The sequence below is a fragment of the Pseudomonas sp. 3-2 genome (genome assembly GCF_019710535.1).
GTDB classification, from domain to species: domain Bacteria; phylum Pseudomonadota; class Gammaproteobacteria; order Pseudomonadales; family Pseudomonadaceae; genus Aquipseudomonas; species Aquipseudomonas pharyngis.
The window spans coordinates 5,281,135-5,302,282 of record NZ_CP081200.1 but is presented as its reverse complement, the minus strand read 5'-3'; the positions used below and the strand labels follow the sequence as shown (position 1 = coordinate 5,302,282).

The 21,148-nt window shown below is 62.1% G+C and carries 16 protein-coding genes; 9 read left to right on the top strand and 7 right to left on the bottom strand.

From position 1 onward, the window contains the following. Position 1 precedes the first annotated feature (1 nt). The 9 genes from murD to lpxC all read left to right on the top strand — a co-directional run bounded on the left by murD (position 2) and on the right by lpxC (position 10,480). The gene (murD, locus tag K3819_RS24000; RefSeq protein WP_221398073.1) at positions 2 to 1,348 is read left to right on the top strand and encodes a UDP-N-acetylmuramoyl-L-alanine--D-glutamate ligase; all 1,347 of its coding nucleotides are present in this window, start codon (positions 2 to 4) and stop codon (positions 1,346 to 1,348) included. Next, complete coding sequence (ftsW, locus tag K3819_RS23995; protein WP_409348310.1) at positions 1,345 to 2,562, top strand: putative lipid II flippase FtsW; 1,218 nt, start codon at positions 1,345 to 1,347, stop codon at positions 2,560 to 2,562. The genes murD and ftsW overlap by 4 nt, the downstream gene beginning before the upstream one ends. Continuing rightward, the gene (gene murG, locus K3819_RS23990; protein ID WP_221398072.1) at positions 2,552 to 3,622 is read left to right on the top strand and encodes an undecaprenyldiphospho-muramoylpentapeptide beta-N-acetylglucosaminyltransferase; all 1,071 of its coding nucleotides are present in this window, start codon (positions 2,552 to 2,554) and stop codon (positions 3,620 to 3,622) included. Before ftsW ends, murG begins: the two co-directional genes overlap by 11 nt. Beyond that, complete coding sequence (gene murC / locus K3819_RS23985; protein WP_085610958.1) at positions 3,615 to 5,075, top strand: UDP-N-acetylmuramate--L-alanine ligase; 1,461 nt, start codon at positions 3,615 to 3,617, stop codon at positions 5,073 to 5,075. Before murG ends, murC begins: the two co-directional genes overlap by 8 nt. Continuing rightward, on the top strand, positions 5,072 to 6,046 hold the full coding sequence (locus K3819_RS23980; RefSeq protein WP_064383956.1) for a D-alanine--D-alanine ligase: 975 nt from the start codon (positions 5,072 to 5,074) through the stop codon (positions 6,044 to 6,046). Before murC ends, K3819_RS23980 begins: the two co-directional genes overlap by 4 nt. A 4-nt stretch (positions 6,047 to 6,050) precedes the next feature. Further along, complete coding sequence (locus tag K3819_RS23975) at positions 6,051 to 6,917, top strand: cell division protein FtsQ/DivIB (RefSeq protein ID WP_039766241.1); 867 nt, start codon at positions 6,051 to 6,053, stop codon at positions 6,915 to 6,917. Between the two features lie 15 nt (positions 6,918 to 6,932). Beyond that, entirely contained in the window at positions 6,933 to 8,192 is a 1,260-nt protein-coding gene (gene ftsA, locus K3819_RS23970; RefSeq protein ID WP_007956755.1) for a cell division protein FtsA, read from the top strand. A 67-nt stretch (positions 8,193 to 8,259) separates the two neighbouring features. Beyond that, the gene (gene ftsZ / locus K3819_RS23965; protein ID WP_007956754.1) at positions 8,260 to 9,456 is read left to right on the top strand and encodes a cell division protein FtsZ; all 1,197 of its coding nucleotides are present in this window, start codon (positions 8,260 to 8,262) and stop codon (positions 9,454 to 9,456) included. Positions 9,457 to 9,568: 112 nt separating this feature from the next. Next, the gene (lpxC, locus tag K3819_RS23960; protein ID WP_007956752.1) at positions 9,569 to 10,480 is read left to right on the top strand and encodes a UDP-3-O-acyl-N-acetylglucosamine deacetylase; all 912 of its coding nucleotides are present in this window, start codon (positions 9,569 to 9,571) and stop codon (positions 10,478 to 10,480) included. A 131-nt stretch (positions 10,481 to 10,611) separates the two neighbouring features. Here lpxC and K3819_RS23955 read toward each other — a convergent pair whose 3' ends face one another. The 7 genes from K3819_RS23955 to K3819_RS23925 form a co-directional block, all read right to left on the bottom strand. Beyond that, positions 10,612 to 12,117: a sensor domain-containing diguanylate cyclase gene (locus tag K3819_RS23955; protein WP_085610957.1), complete on the bottom strand. Its 1,506-nt coding sequence runs from the start codon at positions 12,115 to 12,117 to the stop codon at positions 10,612 to 10,614. Positions 12,118 to 12,225: 108 nt separating this feature from the next. Next, positions 12,226 to 13,542, bottom strand: a complete 1,317-nt coding sequence (locus K3819_RS23950) for an OprD family porin (RefSeq protein WP_221398071.1) — start codon at positions 13,540 to 13,542, stop codon at positions 12,226 to 12,228. 196 nt (positions 13,543 to 13,738) lie between these two features. Continuing rightward, positions 13,739 to 13,960, bottom strand: coding sequence for a hypothetical protein (locus K3819_RS23945; RefSeq protein WP_039766234.1), 222 nt, complete (start codon positions 13,958 to 13,960; stop codon positions 13,739 to 13,741). Positions 13,961 to 14,170: 210 nt separating this feature from the next. Continuing rightward, entirely contained in the window at positions 14,171 to 15,535 is a 1,365-nt protein-coding gene (locus tag K3819_RS23940; protein WP_221398070.1) for a heavy metal sensor histidine kinase, read from the bottom strand. Next, positions 15,525 to 16,202, bottom strand: coding sequence for a heavy metal response regulator transcription factor (locus K3819_RS23935; protein WP_011335857.1), 678 nt, complete (start codon positions 16,200 to 16,202; stop codon positions 15,525 to 15,527). The genes K3819_RS23940 and K3819_RS23935 overlap by 11 nt, the downstream gene beginning before the upstream one ends. Positions 16,203 to 16,210: 8 nt before the next feature. Next, complete coding sequence (locus tag K3819_RS23930) at positions 16,211 to 19,312, bottom strand: multidrug efflux RND transporter permease subunit (RefSeq protein ID WP_221398069.1); 3,102 nt, start codon at positions 19,310 to 19,312, stop codon at positions 16,211 to 16,213. Further along, positions 19,309 to 20,469, bottom strand: coding sequence for an efflux RND transporter periplasmic adaptor subunit (locus K3819_RS23925; protein ID WP_074691007.1), 1,161 nt, complete (start codon positions 20,467 to 20,469; stop codon positions 19,309 to 19,311). The genes K3819_RS23930 and K3819_RS23925 overlap by 4 nt, the downstream gene beginning before the upstream one ends. Between the last annotated feature and the right edge of the window lie 679 nt (positions 20,470 to 21,148).

Below are 21,148 nucleotides of genomic sequence, written 5' to 3'. Positions count from 1 at the left end.
AGTGTCTCTGATCGCTTCTGACCACTTCCGCATCGTTGTCGGCCTCGGCAAGAGCGGCATGTCCCTGGTTCGCTTCCTGGCGAACCGGGGCGTGGCGTTTGCTGTGGCCGATACGCGGGAAAATCCACCGGAACTGGCCACGCTCCAGCGTGACTATCCGCACGTGGAAGTGCGTTGTGGCGAGTTGGACGTCGAATTCCTGTGCCGTGCCGACGAGCTCTACGTGAGCCCCGGCCTGGCGCTGGCGACCCCGGCCCTGCAAGCCGCCGCGGCCCGTGGCGTGAAGCTGTCCGGCGACATCGAGCTGTTCGCGCGCAACGCGAAGGCGCCGATCGTGGCCATCAGCGGTTCCAATGCGAAAAGCACCGTCACCACCCTGGTCGGCGAGATGGCGGCTGCGGCCGGCAAGCGCGTGGCCGTGGGCGGCAACCTCGGTACGCCGGCGCTGGATCTGCTCAGCGATGACGTCGAGCTGTACGTGATGGAGCTGTCGAGCTTCCAGCTGGAAACCACCGACCAGCTCAACGCCGAAGTGGCGACCGTGCTCAACATCAGCGAAGACCACATGGACCGCTACAGCGGTCTGCCGGCCTATCACCTGGCCAAGCACCGGATCTTCCGGGGCGCGAAGCAGTTCGTGGTCAACCGCCAGGACGCTTTGACCCGTCCGCTGATGGGCGAGGGCCAGCCGTGCTGGACCTTCGGCCTGACCAAACCCGATTTCAAGGCGTTCGGCCTGCGCGAAGAGAATGGCGAGAAATACCTGGCCTTCGAATTCCAGAACCTGATGCCGGTGCGCGAGTTGAAGATTCGCGGCGCCCACAACCAGTCCAACGCCCTGGCGGCGCTGGCACTCGGCCACGCGGTCGGGCTGCCGTTCGACGCCATGCTGGCAGCGCTGCGCACCTTCGCCGGTCTCGAACACCGTTGCCAGTGGGTGCGTGATCTGGACGGCGTCGGTTACTACAACGATTCCAAGGCCACCAACGTCGGCGCTGCGCTGGCCGCCATCGAAGGTCTGGGTGCGGACATCGACGGCAAGGTCGTGCTGATCGCCGGTGGCGATGGCAAGGGTGCCGACTTCAAGGACCTGCGCGATCCGGTGGCGGCCCACTGCCGCGCCGTGATCCTGATGGGTCGCGACTCCGACAAGATCGGCGAAGCGATCGGCGATGCCGTTCCGCTGATTCGTGCGATCACGCTGGTCGACGCGGTCGCCCAATGCCGCGCCGCCGCCCAGCCGGGTGACGTGGTGCTGCTGTCGCCGGCCTGCGCCAGTTTCGACATGTTCAAGAACTACGAAGACCGTGGTCACCAGTTCGTCCGCGCCGTGGAGGATCTGGCATGAGCTTGAGAAACATCATCAAGCCATATCCGTCGCCGCTGATTACCGGACGCGGAATCGACCTCGACTTCCCGATGCTCGCCGGTTGCCTGGCGCTGCTCGGTCTGGGCCTGATCATGATCGCCTCGGCATCGACAGAAGTCGGCGCGGCGCAGTCGGGCAGTGCTCTTTATTACATGACTCGTCACCTGATCTACGTGGTGCTGGGCCTCGGTGCCTGCATCGTCACCATGATGATTCCGATCGCCACCTGGCAGCGCCTCGGCTGGATGATGCTGATCGGTGCGTTCGGTCTGCTGGTGATGGTGATCATCCCGGGGATCGGCCGTGAGGTGAACGGTTCGATGCGTTGGATCGGTTTCAGCTTCTTCAACGTACAGCCGTCCGAGATCGCCAAGGTGTTCGTGGTGATCTACCTCGCCGGTTACCTGGTGCGTCGCCAGAAAGAGGTGCGCGAGAGCTGGATGGGCTTCTTCAAGCCATTCATCGTGCTGCTGCCGATGGCGGGCCTGCTGCTGATGGAGCCGGACTTCGGTGCCACCGTCGTGATGATGGGCGCTGCGGCGGCGATGCTGTTCCTCGGCGGGGTCGGGCTGTTCCGGTTCTCGCTCATGGTGGTGCTGGCCGTCGGTGCGGTGGTGTTGCTGATTCAGATGCAGCCGTACCGGATGGCGCGTCTGACCAACTTCGCCGACCCGTGGGCCGACCAGTTCGGCGCCGGTTATCAATTGTCGCAAGCCTTGATCGCGTTCGGTCGCGGTGAATGGCTGGGTGTTGGCCTGGGCAACAGCGTGCAGAAACAGTTCTACCTGCCGGAAGCGCACACCGACTTCGTGTTCTCGGTTCTCGCCGAAGAGCTCGGCGCCGTGGGCTCGCTGTGCACCGTGGCGCTGTTCGTGTTCGTGTGTATTCGCGGGATGTACATCGGTCTGTGGGCCGAGAAGGCCAAACAGTTTTTTGCCGCTTATGTTGCCTACGGCCTGTCGTTCCTGTGGATCGGCCAGTTCCTGATCAACATCGGCGTGAACGTCGGCCTGTTGCCGACCAAGGGCCTGACCTTGCCGTTCCTCAGTTATGGCGGCAGTTCCCTGGTGATCTGCTGCGCCTGCCTTGGCCTGTTGCTGAGGATCGAGTGGGAGAGCCGGACCCACCTGGGCAGTGAAGAGATGGAATTCCATGAGAGCGACTTCGCCGAGGAGCCGATCCATGGGCGCTAACGTATTGATCATGGCCGGCGGCACCGGTGGCCACGTGTTCCCGGCGCTGGCCTGTGCCCACGAATTCCAGGCGCGCGGCTACACCGTGCACTGGCTCGGGACGCCGCGCGGGATCGAGAACGATCTGGTGCCGGCGGCAGGTATTGAACTGCACCGCATCAACGCCAGTGGCCTGCGTGGCAAGGGCAAGCTGTCGCTGCTCAAGGCGCCGTTCATGCTGCTGAAATCGGTATGGCAGGCGCGGGCGATCATTCGCCGCTTGCGGCCGGTGTGTGTGGTCGGATTCGGCGGCTATGTGACCGGTCCCGGTGGTCTTGCCGCCAAACTGGCCGGCGTGCCGGTGATCGTTCATGAGCAGAACGCCGTGGCCGGCACCGCCAATCGGTTGCTGGTGCCGTTCGCCGCCCGGGTGTGTGAAGCGTTCCCCGACACCTTTACCCTGTCGGACAGCCGCCGTACCACCGGTAACCCGGTGCGCAGCGAGCTGTTCCTCGAAACACCGCGCCCGGCCCTGGTCGGACGCAAGGCGCGTTTGCTGATCCTGGGCGGAAGCCTGGGCGCAGAGCCGTTGAACAAGTTGCTGCCTGAAGCCCTGGCACAAGTCGCTGCCGACTTGCGTCCGGAAGTGTTCCATCAGGCGGGCAGAAACCACGATGAAGTGACTGCAGAGCGCTACCGCGCCGCCGGCGTGGATGCGCAGGTGCAGCCGTTCATCAAAGACATGGCCCAGGCCTATGGCTGGGCTGACCTGGTGGTGTGCCGCGCCGGCGCATTGACCATCAGCGAACTGGCCGCCGCCGGTCTGCCCTCGATGCTGGTGCCCTTGCCCCACGCGATCGACGATCACCAGACCCGCAACGCCGATTATTTGGCCCGCGAAGGCGCTGCCTTCCTGATGCCGCAAAGAACGACTGGTGCCGCGGACCTTGCCGCGCGCCTGACAGAGGTCTTGATGCAACCGCAACGACTCGAACAAATGGCCCAAGCGGCCCGCCGTCTGGCGAAACCCGAAGCCACCCGCAGCGTGGTCGATACCTGTCTGGAGGTGGCCCATGGTTGAGAATCAGAAAGCCATGCCGCAACCGGAAATGCGCCGCATCCGTCGCATCCACTTCGTCGGCATCGGCGGCGTGGGCATGTGCGGTATTGCTGAAGTGCTGCTGAACCTGGGCTATGAAGTGTCCGGTTCGGACCTGAAAGCTTCGCCGGTGACCGAGCGCCTGGAATCCTTCGGTGCGCAGATATTCATTGGCCACCGTGCCGAGAACGCCGCAGCCGCCGACGTGCTGGTGGTGTCGAGCGCCGTCAACACCTCCAACCCGGAAGTCGCGACTGCGCTGGAACGCCGCATTCCGGTGGTGCCGCGTGCCGAAATGCTCGCCGAACTGATGCGCTACCGCCACGGCATCGCCGTCGCCGGTACCCACGGCAAGACCACCACCACCAGCCTGATCGCTTCGGTGTTCGCCGCTGGTGGCCTGGATCCGACCTTCGTCATCGGTGGCCGTCTGAACGCCGCGGGCACCAATGCCCAGCTCGGCACCAGCCGTTACCTGATCGCCGAGGCCGATGAAAGCGACGCGAGCTTCCTGCACCTGCAACCGCTGGTGGCCGTAGTCACCAACATCGACGCCGACCACATGGCGACCTACGACGGTGACTTCAACAAACTGAAGAAAACCTTCGTCGAGTTCCTGCACAACCTGCCGTTCTACGGTCTGGCGGTGATGTGCCTGGACGATCCGGTGGTGCGTGAAATCCTGCCGCTGGTCAAGCGTCCGACCGTGACCTATGGCTTCAGCGAAGACGCCGACGTGCGCGCGATCAATGTTCGTCAGCAGGGCATGCAGACCTTCTTTACCGTGCTGCGCCCTGATCGCGAGCCTCTTGATGTGTCCGTGAACATGCCGGGCAACCACAACGTGCTCAATTCCCTGGCGACCATCTGCATCGCCACCGACGAAGGCGTCAGCGATGAAGCCATCGTCCAGGGCCTGTCCGGGTTCCAGGGTGTCGGCCGACGCTTCCAGGTCTACGGCGAACTGCCGGTGGACGGCGGCAACGTGATGCTGGTCGACGACTACGGTCACCACCCGACCGAAGTTGCCGCAGTTATCAAAGCCGTGCGTGGTGGCTGGCCGGAGCGCCGTCTGGTGATGGTCTACCAGCCGCACCGTTACAGCCGCACCCGCGACCTGTACGACGATTTCGTCAATGTCCTGGCCGACGCCAATGTGCTGCTGCTGATGGAAGTTTATCCGGCCGGCGAAGAGCCGATTCCGGGCGCCGACAGCCGCAAGCTGTGCAACAGCATCCGCCAGCGCGGTCAGCTCGACCCGATCTACATCGAGCGCGGTGTCGACCTGGCGCCGGTGGTCAAGCCGTTGCTGCGTGCCGGCGACATTCTGCTGTGCCAGGGCGCCGGTGACATCGGCGGCCTCGCACCGAAACTGTTGAAAAGCGAGTTGTTCGCCGGTGCCGTGGCGGCGTCGGTCGAGGGGAAGTTGAAATGACTGCTGCCTACGCCAACCTGTTCTCCACCATCGCCCCGAAGGACTTCGGCCGTGTGGCCGTGCTGTTCGGTGGCCTGAGTGCCGAGCGTGAAGTCTCGCTGAAGTCCGGCAATGCCGTGCTCACTGCGCTGCAAAGCGCGGGTGTGGACGCGTTCGGCATTGACGTCGGCGCCGATATCCTGCAGCGCCTGCTGAGCGAGAAGATCGACCGCGCGTTCATCATCCTCCACGGTCGCGGCGGTGAAGACGGCAGCATGCAGGGCCTGCTCGAAGTGGCCGGCATTCCGTACACCGGCAGCGGCATCCTGGCTTCGGCACTGGCGATGGACAAACTGCGCACCAAGCAGGTCTGGCACACGCTCGGGATTCCGACGCCACGTCACGCCGTGCTGCGCAGCGAGGCCGATTGTATTTCGGCAGCGACGGAACTGGGCTTCCCTTTGATCGTCAAACCGGCGCATGAAGGTTCAAGTATCGGGATGGCCAAAGTGACTTCCGCGTCCGAGTTGATCGACGCATGGAAAGCGGCCAGTACCTACGATTCGCAAGTGTTGGTCGAGCAATGGATCCACGGTCCCGAGTTCACCATCGCCACCCTGCGTGACCAGGTGTTGCCTCCTATCGCCCTGGGTACGCCGCACACGTTCTACGACTACGACGCCAAGTACATCGCCAACGATACCCAGTATCGGATTCCGTGCGGGCTCGATGCCGCCAAGGAAAAAGAACTCATGGACCTCACGGCGCAAGCCTGCGAGGCGCTGGGTATTGCCGGTTGGGGCCGGGCGGACGTGATGCAGGACGCCGACGGCAAATTCTGGTTCCTGGAAGTCAACACCGCTCCCGGCATGACCGATCACAGCCTGGTACCGATGGCGGCGAAAGCGGCCGGTCTGGATTTCCAGCAACTGGTCCTGGCCATTCTGGCCGCCAGTGTCGATGCCGATGGCAAGAAAGAGGCGCGAGGTTAAGACCATGCAAGGCGCTCATCTCAGACATCAGCCACCCGCACCCGGCCGCAAGCCGGTGCCGCGGGGTGCCAGCCGAATGGTGGCCAAAGAGCCGATGTCCGCGCGCCTGCCAAAAGCCAACTTCGGCTTTTTGAAAGGTCTGTTCTGGCCGGTGCTGCTGGTGGCTCTGGGGTTCGGCACTTACGAAGGCGCACAGCGTTTGCTGCCGTACGCCGACCGGCCGATCACCAAGATCGCGGTACAGGGCGACCTGAGTTACATCAGTCAGCAAGCGGTGCAGCAGCGGATCGCCCCGTATGTGGCGTCGAGCTTCTTCACCATCGACCTGGCGAGCATGCGCACCGAGCTGGAACAGATGCCGTGGATCGCCCACGCCGAAGTACGTCGGGTGTGGCCGGACCAGGTGGTGATCCGCCTCGAAGAGCAACTGCCGGTGGCCCGTTGGGGCGACGAGTCGTTGCTCAACAACCAGGGCCAGGCGTTCACGCCCAAGGAACTGGCGAACTACGAACACCTGCCGCAGCTGTTCGGTCCACAGCGGGCCCAGCAGCAAGTGATGCAGCAATACCAGGTGCTGAGCCAGATGCTCCGGCCATTGGGCTTCTCGATTGCGCGGCTGGAGCTGCGTGAACGCGGCAGCTGGTTCCTGACCACCGGAGCCGGCAGTTCCGGCCCCGGGATCGAGCTGCTGCTGGGACGCGGCAACCTGGTGGAAAAGATGCGCCGCTTCATTGCCATCTATGACAAGACGCTCAAAGAACAGATTACGAACATTGCGCGCATCGATCTGCGCTACGCCAACGGCCTCGCTGTTGGCTGGCGGGAACCAGTAGCGCCGACGACAGCCCAACCCGCTGTCGCAAAGAATTAAGAAGAGGCAGGACCCATGGCAAACGTGCAAAGCGGCAAAATGATCGTCGGTCTCGATATCGGCACCTCCAAGGTGGTGGCGCTGGTCGGCGAGGTTGCGGACGACGGCTCGCTGGAAATCGTCGGGATCGGCACTCATCCGTCCCGCGGCCTGAAAAAAGGCGTGGTGGTCAACATCGAGTCCACCGTGCAGTCGATCCAGCGCGCGATCGAGGAAGCCCAACTGATGGCGGGCTGCCGCATTCACTCGGCGTTCGTCGGCGTGGCGGGCAATCACATTCGCAGCCTGAACTCCCACGGCATCGTGGCGATTCGTGATCGCGAAGTCAGCTCGGCTGACCTGGAGCGCGTACTCGACGCCGCCCAGGCGGTGGCGATCCCGGCCGACCAGCGTGTGCTGCACACCCTGCCGCAGGATTACGTGATCGATAACCAGGAAGGCGTGCGCGAGCCGCTGGGCATGTCCGGCGTGCGTCTGGAAGCCAAGGTTCACGTGGTCACCTGCGCCGTCAACGCCGCACAGAACATTGAAAAATGCGTGCGTCGCTGCGGTCTGGAAATCGACGACATCATTCTCGAGCAACTGGCCTCGGCCTACTCGGTCCTGACCGACGACGAGAAAGAGCTGGGCGTGTGCCTGGTCGACATCGGCGGCGGCACCACCGACATCGCGATCTTCACCGAAGGCGCGATCCGCCACACGGCGGTGATCCCGATTGCGGGCGACCAGGTGACCAACGACATCGCCATGGCGTTGCGCACCCCGACCCAGTACGCCGAAGAGATCAAGATCCGCTACGCCTGCGCCCTGGCCAAACTGGCCGGTGCCGGCGAGACCATCAAGGTGCCGAGCGTCGGCGATCGTCCGCCGCGCGAACTGTCCCGTCAGGCCTTGGCCGAAGTGGTCGAGCCGCGTTACGACGAACTGTTCACCCTGATCCAGGCCGAGCTGCGTCGCAGCGGCTACGAAGACCTGATCCCGGCCGGCATCGTGCTGACCGGTGGTACCTCGAAGATGGAAGGCGCCACGGAACTGGCCGAAGAAATCTTCCACATGCCGGTCCGCCTGGGCGTGCCCCACGGCGTGAAAGGTCTGGATGACGTGGTACGCAACCCGATTTATTCCACTGGCGTTGGCTTGTTGATGTACGGCCTGCAGAAGCAGTCCGACGGGATCTCGTTCTCGGGCATCGGCAGCCGCGACAGCTACAGCAACGATGAGCCGCAGGCGCCGTTGCTGGACCGTTTGAAGAAGTGGGTTCAAGGCAACTTCTAATGCTTTACCGCAGCACCGCAACAAACAGCAGTAGGCGAAAAAACTAGAGAATGTAAGGAGAGGGAAAATGTTCGAACTCGTAGACAACATCCCCGCAAGCCCGGTAATCAAAGTTATCGGTGTTGGCGGTGGCGGCGGCAACGCTGTCAATCACATGGTCAAGAGCAACATCGAAGGCGTGGAATTCATCTGCGCCAACACCGATGCTCAAGCGCTGAAAAACATTGGCGCGCGCACCATTCTGCAACTGGGCACCGGCGTGACCAAAGGCCTGGGCGCCGGCGCCAACCCGGAAGTCGGCCGTCAGGCTGCGCTGGAAGATCGCGAGCGCATCGCTGAAGTGCTGGCCGGCACCAACATGGTGTTCATCACCACCGGCATGGGCGGCGGTACCGGTACCGGTGCGGCGCCGATCATCGCCGAAGTGGCCAAGGAAATGGGCATCCTGACCGTTGCGGTCGTGACTCGTCCGTTCCCGTTCGAAGGCCGCAAGCGTATGCAGATCGCCGACGAAGGCATCCGCATGCTCTCGGAAAGCGTCGACTCGCTGATCACCATTCCGAATGAAAAACTGCTGACCATCCTCGGCAAGGACGCAAGCCTCTTGTCGGCTTTCGCCAAGGCTGACGATGTACTGGCCGGTGCCGTTCGCGGTATCTCCGACATCATCAAGCGTCCGGGCATGATCAACGTCGACTTCGCCGACGTACGTACCGTGATGAGCGAAATGGGCATGGCGATGATGGGCACTGGCTGCGCCAGCGGTCCGAACCGTGCACGTGAAGCCACTGAAGCGGCCATCCGCAACCCACTGCTGGAAGACGTGAACCTGCAAGGCGCACGCGGCATCCTGGTGAACATCACTGCCGGTCCTGACCTGTCCCTGGGTGAGTACTCCGATGTGGGTTCGATCATCGAAGCCTTCGCTTCCGAGCACGCGATGGTCAAGGTCGGTACCGTTATCGATCCGGACATGCGCGACGAACTGCACGTGACCGTGGTTGCCACCGGTCTGGGCGCGAAAATCGAGAAGCCTGTGAAGGTCATCGACAACACCGTTCACACCTCGATGGCGGCTGCTCAAGTGCAGCAACCGGCACCCGCTCGTCAGGAGCAGCCAGCGGTGAATTACCGTGACCTGGACCGTCCTACCGTCATGCGCAACCAGGCTCAGGCCGGTGCTGCGACTGCCGCGAAGATGAATCCGCAAGATGACCTGGACTACCTGGACATCCCGGCTTTCCTGCGTCGTCAGGCCGATTGATGAAATGTATCAGGGGTATTCAGGTGATTGGTGTTCAGCAAAGGCTCGGTCTGCTATCATCGCCAGCCTTTGTTGATACCAGTTCGCAATTTGCGCTGAAGCGGCCCATGCCATGATTAAACAACGCACACTGAAAAATATTATCCGTGCCACCGGTGTAGGTCTGCACTCCGGGGAGAAGGTTTACCTGACCCTCAAGCCTGCACCTGTCGACACCGGGATCGTCTTTCGTCGTGCCGATCTCGATCCGGTTGTCGAGATACCGGCTCGCGCGGCCAACGTCGGCGAGACAACCATGTCGACGACGCTGGTCAACGGTGACGTGAAGGTAGACACGGTGGAGCACCTGCTCTCGGCCATGGCTGGCCTGGGCATCGATAACGCCTACGTCGAGCTCTCCGCGTCTGAAGTCCCGATCATGGATGGCAGCGCAGGACCTTTCGTATTCCTGATTCAATCGGCTGGCCTGGAAGAACAGGACGCCGCCAAGAAATTCATCCGCATCCTGCGTGAAGTGACAGTGGAAGACGGCGACAAGCGCGCCACTTTCGTCCCTTTCGAAGGGTTCAAGGTGAGCTTCGAGATCGATTTCGATCACCCGGTTTTCCGGGACCGCACCCAAAGTGCAAGCGTGGATTTTTCCAGCACTTCGTTCGTAAAAGAAGTCAGCCGCGCCCGTACTTTCGGTTTCATGAGTGACATCGAGTACCTGCGCAAGCACAACCTCGCACTCGGCGGCAGCGTGGAAAACGCGATCGTGGTCGATGCCGATGGCGTACTGAACGAAGACGGCCTTCGCTACGAAGACGAATTCGTGAAGCACAAGATCCTCGACGCGATTGGCGACCTGTACCTGCTGGGCAACAGCCTGATTGGTGAGTTCAAGGGCTTCAAGTCCGGCCACGCACTGAACAACCAGCTGCTGCGCAAGTTGATTGAGCAGAAAGATGCCTGGGAAGTCGTGACGTTCGAAGACGCCAGCACTGCACCAATCTCTTACATGCGCCCGGTTGCGGCGGTGTAAGTAAAAAACCTCTCTAGTTTTTTGAAGGCCACCTTTCGGTGGCCTTTTTTTATGCCCGCAGGTTTTGCATTGGCTGTACCGGCCTCATCGCTGGCAAGCCAGCGATGAGGCCAGAAAGGCCAAAACACCCATCAAGCGACGACGACCCGGTTTCGCCCACCTTCCTTGGCCTGATACAACGCCTTGTCCGCCGCGAACAACAGCTGCTCCAGACTGATTTCGCTCGTCGCCGTCCAGGTACTGATACCGACGCTCACGGTCATCGGTGACTGGTCTTGATTCAGGCTCGGCAATTGCTCCACCGCTGCACGAATGTGTTCGGCGATCTGCTGCGCCCCGGCACTGTCGGTTTCCGCGAGGATCACCGAAAACTCCTCACCGCCATACCGCGCCACCAGATCCGCCGGACGCCGCACATTGGCGGTGATCACCCTGGCCAGTTCACGCAACGCCTGATCTCCGGCCTGATGCCCGTGGCGGTCATTGAAGGCCTTGAAGTGGTCGGCGTCGATCATCAGCAATGAAAGCGGCTTGCCCGAGCGCTGGGCGCGGAACCACTCGTGGCGCAGTGACTGATCGAGCATCCGCCGGTTGGCGACCCCGGTCAGGGCATCAGTTGCGGCGAGTTGTGCCAGTTCATGTTCGGCCCGCTGACGCAGGCGCAGCTCCCGGGCCAGCAGCCAGGTCAGCCACAGCAGACCGGCACACAACACGCCGGTAGCACCGCTGATCAGGATCGCCGTGCGTCGCCACGCGCCGAACACTTCCTCGCTGGACAGGGCAACGATTACCGTCAGCGGCAGATTGCCGACCCGCGAATAGGTGTACAGCCGTTGCTGATAATCCATGCTCGAGATGCTGTTGAAACTGCCATTGCCGTTGTTGTCGCGCAGAATCCGCACCACATTGGGCCGGGCGGCAAAGCTCTTGCCGATCGAGTCGCTCTGCAGATAAGGCTTCTGCGCCAGCAGGATGCCGTCGTTGTTGATGATGTTGAGAGTGCTGTCGATGCCGATGTCGAGGCTGTTGAACAACTGATCGAAGTAATCGAGCTTCATCGACGCCACGGCCACGCCCAGAAACTCACCGGTGTCTGAAGAAATGCGCCGACTGAAACTGATCCGCCACTGGTTCGCGTCATCGCAGTCGCAGCGGGGTTTGAACGGACGGCTGATGAACATGCCGGTGTCGCGGTTGAAGGCGTGGGCGAGGAAGTAGTCACGGTCGGCGAAATTGCCCGGCAGCGGATCGACCCGCGAGGAGTCGGCAATCACCTCGCCATACTTGTCGAGCAACAGGATGTCGCCCTTGAAGCGCGCCGTGGTGGAGCGGTCGAACAACGCCAGATGGCGGATCTGCGGCGACACGTCTTTCAGGTCGTCACGCTGGGCGGCGGCGATCAGCCCTTGCAGCGTCAGGTCATACAGCTCGACGGTGCGCAGCACGTCGGCGTCGATCAGCTGGGCGATGGTGGTGGCGCCACGGGTGGCCGATTCCTGGGCGTTGGCGCGTTCACGGATCAGCAGGAACGTGACGATGCACACAATCGCGATCACGCTCAGCAGGCTGCCTGAGATCAACAGCAGCTCGGAGCGTCCGGTCGTGCCGGGAACGGTAGGGGTGCGGCTCGCGATCATGGTCCGGTTTTCGGTTTGGGATTCTTCTAAGCGTAGTTGTACCCGCTCGCTGCCACAGGCAAGAAAAAGGCCAGCGCGTCAGGCTGGCCTTTTATCGCAGTGCCGATCTTAGAAGACGTTGATCGGGTAGTCGATGATCACACGGTATTCATCGGTGTCCGTATCGATTGCGCCGTAACCGTTGCCGCCGCGGTTGGTCGCCCATTGCAGGCATACCGCCAGGTCTTTGGCCTGGCCGCTCTGCACCACGTATTTGAGGTCGATGTCGCGCTCCCAGTGTTTGGCGTTGCGGCCTTCGGCGCTGTACCACGAGGCGTAACCCTTGCTGTCCGGATCGGCCTTGGTCAGGTCCAGCGTACCGCGTGAGTAAGACAGCGACGAGGTCAGCCCCGGCAGGCCGACGCCGGCGAAGTCGTAGGCGTACTTGAGTTTCCAAGAGCGTTCGTTCGGGCCGTTGAAGTCCGAGTACTGCTGCGAGTTGTCGAGGTAGACGCTATCACCCTGGCTGATGTAATCGAACGGCGTATTGCCGTTGACCCGCTGATACGCGGCGGTAACGCTGTGGCTGCCGATGCCCACGGTGAAATGCAGGCTGTAGGTGTTGTTGTCGATGTTGCCCAGCAGCGCGTCGCCGGTGTCCTGGGTGTGATAGAAGTGCAGGCCCGGGTTGAGGGTCACCCGATCATTCAGCGCCCAGGTGTAGTCGAGGTCGTAGTAGTACTGGTTCCAGATGTCCTTCAACTCGGAGGCATACAGGCTGCTGGTCAGGCCTTCGACACCGCTCCAGGCCACGCCGGCCCAGTTCAGGTGCTGGCTCTTGTCGCCGTCGGCGAGGGTGCCGTAAGAGGTGCCGATGCGTTTGTGCCCGCTCTGGTTGTAGGGTTTGGTGAAACTGGCCTGACCACCTTCGATCATCCAGCCCTCGAAGCTGTGGTTGGTCAGGCTGAGGCCGCGAAAGGTCTGCGGCAGCATGCGCGTCTCGCCACCGGCGATCACCGGGTTGGCAAGGAACAGGTCGCCGGCCTTCAACTCGGTATCGAACGCCCGCATTTTCAGGGTGGCGCCCGCCGTGGAGAACGACCCCGGCGCTTTGCCGCTGCCGTCGCTGACCGGCAGGATGCTGGAATTGTCCGTACCACCACCACCGTCGAGTTTCAGACCGAGCATGGCGTGGGCATCGATGCCGAAGCCGACTGTGCCTTCGGTGTAGCCCGACTCGAATTTGCCGAGGAACCCCTGGCCCCACTCGATGTTGTCGTCCGTCTGCTGCAGACGGTTGCGGTTCATGTAGTAGTTGCGGGCATTGAGGTTCAGGCTCGAGCCTTCGACGAAACCTTGCTGCTCGGCTTCGGCAGCGTGGGCGGCGGGGGCAATCGTTGCGGCAATTGCAATGAACAGCGGGGTGAAGCGAACTGGGTAACGCACGTGCGGTAAAGCTCCTTGGGTCAACTGACACTTCAATGTCTTGAGGTGCGGGATATTTCCAGTTGTTAAAGACGTACCAGACAGCTTTCAGACCACAACGAAAAAAAGCCGCTGAAAATCAGCGGCCTGCAAGGACGACGGTTGAACGGGAAGAGCCAAACAACCGCGTCGAGGGAAACGTTGCGCGGTGCGCGACTCAGCTGTCTTTCTCGGAGGCTTGAGCCTGAGAATTTAAGGCCTGCGGGGCTTGCGTAGCGTCCTGAGCCTTGGCCATCACTTCTGCCTGATGCTGTTCGAATGCGTGAGCGCGAGCGGCGTTTTGCGCTACAAACGTCTGGGATTCTTCAGCCATCGCCATCGGCGACAGGATCAATGAGGACAAAACGAAAGCGCTGGCAATACCCATACTGTTGGACATCTTGAAAACCTTCTTGCTTGGCAAGTGCTGTTTGGTGCGGGCAAAGATAAGGTTGCCGGGCGTTGGGAAACAGCGTGATTTTCATAAATGACTGTTACAGCAGAAGCAAAGATCAGCGGGGGAGGTCGTTTCCGGGCTCGGCTTGAGAGGGACGCGGAGCGTCCCGGGCGGCGTTCCCACGCAGAGCGTGGGGAACGATGAGGGGTGGGGTCAGACCGGCAAATGAATCCCGAAAGTGTTCATTCCGCGATCACTGCGCACAAACACATCCCCGCCATGCATCAGCGCAATCGCCTTGACGATCGCCAGCCCCAATCCGTGGTTGTTGCCGCTGTTGCTGCGCGACGCATCGACCCGGTAGAAGCGCTCGAACAAGCGCGGCAAATGCTCGCTGGCAATCGGCGCGCCGGGGTTGGCCACGCCGATGCTGACCTGATGTTCCTCGACCGTGATATGCACCTCGATCACCTGTCCCGGCGCGGTATGTTGCACTGCGTTGCTCAACAGATTGATCAAGGCCCGGCGCAGATGAGCAATCTCGATCTGCACCTGCGCATCGCCGCTTACCCGAACCTGGACCTGCGCATCCTCAAGGATGAAATCGAGGTATTCGAGAGTAGTCGCCACTTCATCGGCCAACGAAGTCGACGTCAGTTTGGTGGCCTTGCTGCCCTGATCGGCGCTGGCCAGGAACAGCATGTCGTTGATGATCGAACGCAGGCGTTCCAGCTCTTCGAGGTTGGATTGCAGCACTTCGAAATAATGCTCGGCCGAGCGCCCGCGAGTCAGGGCGACCTGGGTCTGGCCGATCAGGTTGGTCAGCGGCGAGCGCAGTTCATGGGCGACGTCGGCGTTGAAGGATTCGAGACGTGAATAGGCTTGCTCAACCCGCTCCAGCGTCGAGTTGAACGAGTCGACGAACTGCTCCAGTTCCGGCGGTAACGGCGACAGTCGCAGACGCCCGGCCCGCAACGGCGGTGCCAGCCGCTGGGCTTCGTGGGACAGTTTGATCAGCGGTTTGAGGCCGATTCGCGCCACCCAGTAACCCAACGCCGAAGCCAGTAGCACGCCGATCACCGCCAGACTCACCAGCGCGATCAGCAACTGATGCTGGGTCTGGTGAAAGGTCTCGGTGTCGATGCCGATCATGAAGCGCAGCGGCGGGCGTTGATCCTTGGCCGGCAGTTCGGTGAGCAGCACTTTCAGCGGATAGGGATGGTCGGGCAGTTGCAGGTCGCGCATGCCCAGCGGGCCTTGGGCAAACGCGCGGATCGAGACATCGGGCTCGCCGAATTCATAGCCCGGATTGCCGCTGACCACCCAGAACCGGATGCGCTTGTCTTCTTCGCCGAGCAGCTTGAGCTTGGCGTTGATCTTCACCCAGTGCTCGGGGGTGCCATAGCGGTTGAGCGCCGATTCGAGCACGCTGTAACGTGCATCCAGTTCCGCTTCCGGCAGCAGGCCCAGGCCTTTGTCCACTTGTTGATACAGCGCGCCGCCGATCAACAGGAACACCAGCAGCGCCACCAGCGTGAACATCCCGCTCAAGCGCAGCGCGATAGAGTTACTGGACACCACGGCTCTCCAGCACATAACCCATGCCCCGGATGGTGTGCAGCAGCTTCTCGTCGAACGGCCCGTCGAGCTTGGCGCGCAGGCGCTTGATCGCGACTTCGACCACGTTGGCGTCGCTGTCGAAATTGATGTCCCAGACCATCTCGGCAATCGCGGTTTTCGAGAGGATTTCGCCCTGACGCCGGGCCAGCACGCTGAGCAGGGAAAACTCCTTCGCCGTCAGATCCAGCCGCGTCCCGGCGCGGGTGGCCTTGCGGCTGATCAGATCGATCCACAGATCGGCGATGCTCACTTGCACCGGTTCATGGCCGCCACTGCGCCGGGTCAGCGCTTGCAGGCGCGCCACCAGTTCGAGGAAGGAGAACGGTTTGCCGAGGTAATCGTCGGCGCCATCGCGCAGGCCGCGGATTCGGTCTTCGACCCGCTCGCGGGCGGTGAGCATGATCACCGGCGTCTGCTTGCGCGCACGCAAAGCGCGCAGTACGCCGAAGCCGTCGAGGCCCGGCAGCATCACGTCGAGGACGATCACCGCGTAGTCGCTTTCCAGCGCCAGATGCAGGCCCTCGACGCCGTCGCGGGCCCGATCCACGGTGTAACCCTGTTCCGTCAGGCCGCGGTGCAGGTAGTCCGCGGTTTTCTCTTCGTCTTCGATAATCAGAACGCGCATGACCCGCCTCAGTCTGTCGTTGCCAGCGCCGCAATGGGCGCAGGTTTGGGCTTGTGGAACAGCCGCTCGAGCCACAAGTATATGACCGGCGTGGTGAACAACGTCAGCATCTGGCTGACCAGCAGACCACCCACAACGGCGATCCCCAGCGGCTGGCGCAGTTCCGCGCCGGTGCCGTAACCGAGCATCAGCGGCAGGGCGCCGAGCAGCGCGGCGAGGGTGGTCATGATGATCGGCCGGAAGCGGGTGATACACGCTTCGAAAATCGCATCCTGCGGCGACAGCCCGCGATGACGCTGCGCCTCCAGGGCGAAGTCGATCATCAGGATGCCGTTCTTCTTGACGATACCGATCAGCAGCACCAGCCCGATCAGCGCCATGATCGAAAAGTCCTGGCCACAGATCCACAGCATGATCACCGCGCCGAGACCCGCCGCTGGCAAGGTTGAGATGATCGTCAGCGGATGGACGAAGCTCTCGTAGAGCACGCCGAGAATGATGTACACCGCCACCAGCGCCGCGAGAATCAGCCACGGCTGACTTTTCAGCGAACTCTGGAACGCCTGGGCCGCACCCTGGAAGTTGCCGCTGATCGCGGTCGGCATGCCGATCTCGGCCTTGGCCTGATTGAGCAGAATCACCGCATCGCCCAGTGCCACACCGGGCGCCAGGTTGAACGACAGGTTGGCGGCCGGGAACATGCCGTCGTGGGCGATGGACAGCGGGCCGATGGTCGGCGCGTCGAATCGGGCCAGCGCCGACAGCGGCACCATCTCTCCGCTCAGCGGCGAGCGCAGGTAGAAATAGTTGAGGCTTTCGGCCTTGCCGCGCTGTCTGGTGTCCAGTTCCAGGATCACGTTGTACTGGTTGACCTGGGTCTGGAACTCGTTGATCTGCCGCTGGCCGAAGGCGTCGTACAGCGCCTCGTCGACATCACTCGCCGTCAGGCCGAAACGCGCGGCGGCGCTGCGGTCGATGCTGATATGGGTGATGCTGCCGCCCAATTGCAGGTCGTTGGAAATGTCACGGAACGCCGGGATGCTGCGCAGTTTCTCGGTGAGTTTCTGGGTCCAGGTGGCGAGGGTCGGCCCGTCGTTGCTCTTGAGCACGTATTGATATTGCGCACGGCTCGGGCCGGAACTGAGGTTGATGTCTTGGCCGGCGCGCAGGTAAAGCACGATGCCGGGGACTTTCATCAGTTGCGGACGAATGCGATCGATGAACTGGCTGGCCGAAACATCGCGATCGCCGCGTTTTTTCAGGGCGATCCAGAAGCGGCCGTTGGCGATGGTCTGGTTGCTGCCGGACACGCCCACCGAGTGGGAGAACGCCTGCACGGCCGGGTCGGCGGCGACGATTTCGGCCATCGCCAGGTGTTTTTTCACCATGTCGCTGTAGGAGATATCGGCGGCGGCTTCGGTGGTGCCGAGGACGAAACCGGTGTCCTGCACCGGGAAGAAACCCTTGGGGATAAACACGTAGCCGCCAATCGCCAGCGCGACGGAAATGCCGAACACGCCGATCATCAATTTCTGGTGAGCGAGGGCGCGGCGCAGGCCTTTTTCGTACCAGCCGAGCAGGCGTTCGCTGAAGCCTGGTTTGTCATGGGCGTGATGCACCGGTTTGCGCATGAACAGCGCTGCCAGCGTTGGCGCCAGCGTCAGGGATACCACCACGGAAATCATGATGGTCGAGGTGGCCGTCAGGGCGAATTCCTTGAACAAACGCCCGACCACGCCGCCCATGAACAGCAGCGGAATGAACGCCGCCACCAGCGAGAAACTGATCGAGACCACGGTGAAACCGATCTCGCCGGCGCCCTTGATCGCGGCGTCGCGCATGCTGTCGCCGGCCTCGAGGTGACGGTGGATGTTTTCCACCACCACGATGGCATCGTCGACCACGAAGCCCACCGCCACCACGATGGCCACGAGGGTCAGGTTGTTCAGGCTGAAACCGAGCAAATACATCAAGGCGAAACTGGCCGTCAGCGACACGCCGAGCACCGCCGAGACAATCATCGTCGCCGACAGTTGGCGCAGAAACAGCGCCATCACCGCCACCACCAGCAGGATCGCGATCAGCAGGGTGATTTCCACCTCATGCAGCGAGGCGCGGATGGTCTGGGTGCGGTCGATCAGGGTTTTGACCTGCACCGAGGCCGGCAGCATGGCTTCGAGGCCGGGCAGGGCGGCTTGAATCCGGTCGACGGTTTCGACGATGTTGGCGCCGGGCTGGCGCGAGATCACCAGATTGACCCCCGGTCGATCGCCGGCCCAGGCTTGCACGTAGGCATCTTCTGAACCGTTGACGACTTTGGCGACATCCTTGAGGTGAACCGGGGCGCCGTCCTTGTAGGAAACGATGAGCTGGCTGTATTCCTCGGGGTGGAACAACTGGTCGTTGGTCGACAACGTGGAAATGCTCGATTCGCCGTACAGCGCGCCCTTGGCGAGGTTGAGGCTGGTCTGCTGGATCGCCACACGAATGTCGGCGAGGGTCAGGCCGATGGCCGCCAGTTTGTCCGCCGAAGCTTGAACGCGGATTGCCGGACGTTGCTGACCGGTGATGTTGATCTGGCCTACACCGTCGATCTGACTGATCTGACGCGCAAGCAGGGTTTCAACCAGGTCGCTGAGTTCAGTGCCTGGCATTTGCGTGGAGCTGACGCTGAGGATCAGCACCGGGCTGTCGGCCGGGTTGACCTTCTTCCAGGTCGGCAGGGTCGGCATGTCTTTCGGCAGTTTGCCGGCGGCGGTGTTGATCGCGGCCTGCACTTCCTGGGCGGCGGTGTCGATGCTCTTGTCGAGGGTGAATTGCAAGGTCAGCAACGTGGAGCCCAGCGCACTGCTGGAGGTCATCTGGGTCATGCCGGGGATGGCGCTGAATTGCACCTCCAGCGGCGTGGCCACGGACGAAGCCATGGTGTCGGGGCTGGCGCCGGGTAGTTGGGCGGAGACCTGGATCGTCGGAAATTCCGCTTCCGGTAGTGGGGCAATCGGCAGGCGCGGGAAGGCAATCACCCCGACCAGTACCAGCGCGATGGTCAGCAGAATCGTCGCCACCGGGTGATCGATGCACCAGGTCGAAACGCCTTTGTGCTGCTTCATGGCTTGGGCTCCGCTTGCACCACCTGCGGCGGTTCGCTCATGACCTGCACGGTCGAACCGGGCTTGAGCCGCGACTGGCCATCACTGACCAGCACGTCGCCGGGCTTCACGCCCTTGATGATGTCCTGACCGCTGCCCTGATAAACCATCTGCACCTGCACCGCTTCAACCTTGTCGCCGTTGACCCGATAAACGAAGTGTTGGTCGAGACCGCGCTGTACGACGGTGGGCGGGACCACCAGCGCATCTTTATCCAGCGCTGTCTGAATCTTTACCGTCACCAGCAGGCCCGGCCAGAGTTTCTGGTTGGGGTTGTCGAACTCGGCCTTGGCGCGGATGGTGCCGGTGTTGGCGTTGATCTGATTGTCGATCAGGGTCAGGTGACCTTCGCCGAGCAGGTTGCCGGTTTCGCCATCGGTGTCGGCGCCGATGTAGGCCTTGACCAGTGCGCGCTGCGGGTCGCTGATCAGGCCTTGCAGGGTCGGCAGCATTTGCTGGGGCAGGGAGAACTCGACGGCGATCGGGTCGATCTGGGTCACGGTGAACAGACCCTGGGTGTCGGTCATGCGCAGGAAGTTGCCTTCGTCGACCGTGCGAATCCCGACGCGGCCGGTGACCGGGGAACGAATCTGGGTGTAGGAAAGTTGTACCTGTGCCGCGTCAATCGAGGCCTGGTTGCCTTGGGCGGTGGCCTTGAGCTGGTTGACCAGTGCCTGTTGCTGGTCGTAGGTCTGCTTGGAGACGCCGTCGTCGACGCTGAGCAGTTTGTAGCGTTTGAGGTTGACCAACGCGACTTGCAGTTGCGCCTGGCTTTCGCCAAGTTGCGCCCGGGCCTGGTCGAGGCTGGCGCGGATCGAGCGGTCGTCGATGGTGGCGAGCAGGTCGCCCTGTTTCACCAGTTGGCCCTCTTTGACCAAAAGCTTGGTGAGGATGCCGTCGATCTGTGGGCGCACCACGACGCTGTGCAGTGAGAGGACCGAGCCGATGCCGCTGGTGTAGCGGGGGACGTCTTTTTCGCTGACGGCGACGACCCTGACCGGGATGGCGGTGGGGGCTGCCAGTTTGGCCGGGGCGGGTTTGTATGCGTACCACAGACCTGCGGCTGCGAGGGCGATCAACAGGGTGGCGAGCAGGGCTTTTTTCTTCTGGATTTGCATGCTTGTGGGGCGCCAGGGGGACGGGGTTTGGGCAGGTTTTGTCTTTATAAACTTGTTTGGGGGTCAGGAGGGTGACGGCTAACTGACGGCGCTGTCAGTTTCGGCTTTTGACTTGGCGGCCTTTGGGCCGACCATTCTGGGGATTTATCGAGTACATATCCGTTTCTTCGGGTGCGCCCGCTGGCGGTTTCGCCCTTACGGCGAGTCCCTTTGGCAAACGCCCCAAAGGAACCAAAGGTCTGGGCCCCTGCGTTCGGCGCCTCGCTGTGGCTCGGCGTCCCTTCGTTCCGGGATTCATCCGGGGGCATCGCCTACGGTTTGCTTCGCTGCACCTCCTCTCGATGTGTTTGGCTTCGCCAAACGGTCGCTGCGCTCCCACCCCCGGATAAATCCCTCCACTCAGCCTTCCGATGGGGCCGGCACGTCAAGAGCGGTACTCGAGCTAACGCTCATTGTTTTGAGTGGTGGGAAGCGAACAGCGGAAAACGGAAAACAACTGCAGACTGTTTGATCGTTCCCACGCTCCGCGTGGGAATGCCGCCCGGGACGCTCCGCGTTCCATTCTCGAATGTTTAAAAGTTGTGTCTGTTTCGGCGATCCTTCCCACAATGTTTTCAGGTTGTCCGTCGGAAGTGCGCTCTCTAGTCTTTGGCTGTCGCTGCCAATTCAGCGAACAGGT

What these genes read in the sequence shown, in the direction of transcription:
- ftsW (WP_409348310.1), top strand. Translation starts at nt 1,345, where the DNA reads ATGAGCTTGAGAAACATCATCAAGCCATATCCGTCGCCGCTGATTACC.
- K3819_RS23930 (WP_221398069.1), bottom strand. Translation starts at nt 19,312, where the DNA reads ATGAAGCAGCACAAAGGCGTTTCGACCTGGTGCATCGATCACCCGGTG.
- K3819_RS23945 (WP_039766234.1), bottom strand. Translation starts at nt 13,960, where the DNA reads ATGTCCAACAGTATGGGTATTGCCAGCGCTTTCGTTTTGTCCTCATTG.
- K3819_RS23925 (WP_074691007.1), bottom strand. Translation starts at nt 20,469, where the DNA reads ATGCAAATCCAGAAGAAAAAAGCCCTGCTCGCCACCCTGTTGATCGCC.
- ftsA (WP_007956755.1), top strand. Translation starts at nt 6,933, where the DNA reads ATGGCAAACGTGCAAAGCGGCAAAATGATCGTCGGTCTCGATATCGGC.
- K3819_RS23975 (WP_039766241.1), top strand. Translation starts at nt 6,051, where the DNA reads ATGCAAGGCGCTCATCTCAGACATCAGCCACCCGCACCCGGCCGCAAG.
- ftsZ (WP_007956754.1), top strand. Translation starts at nt 8,260, where the DNA reads ATGTTCGAACTCGTAGACAACATCCCCGCAAGCCCGGTAATCAAAGTT.
- K3819_RS23980 (WP_064383956.1), top strand. Translation starts at nt 5,072, where the DNA reads ATGACTGCTGCCTACGCCAACCTGTTCTCCACCATCGCCCCGAAGGAC.
- murC (WP_085610958.1), top strand. Translation starts at nt 3,615, where the DNA reads ATGGTTGAGAATCAGAAAGCCATGCCGCAACCGGAAATGCGCCGCATC.
- K3819_RS23935 (WP_011335857.1), bottom strand. Translation starts at nt 16,202, where the DNA reads ATGCGCGTTCTGATTATCGAAGACGAAGAGAAAACCGCGGACTACCTG.
- murG (WP_221398072.1), top strand. Translation starts at nt 2,552, where the DNA reads ATGGGCGCTAACGTATTGATCATGGCCGGCGGCACCGGTGGCCACGTG.
- K3819_RS23955 (WP_085610957.1), bottom strand. Translation starts at nt 12,117, where the DNA reads ATGATCGCGAGCCGCACCCCTACCGTTCCCGGCACGACCGGACGCTCC.
- lpxC (WP_007956752.1), top strand. Translation starts at nt 9,569, where the DNA reads ATGATTAAACAACGCACACTGAAAAATATTATCCGTGCCACCGGTGTA.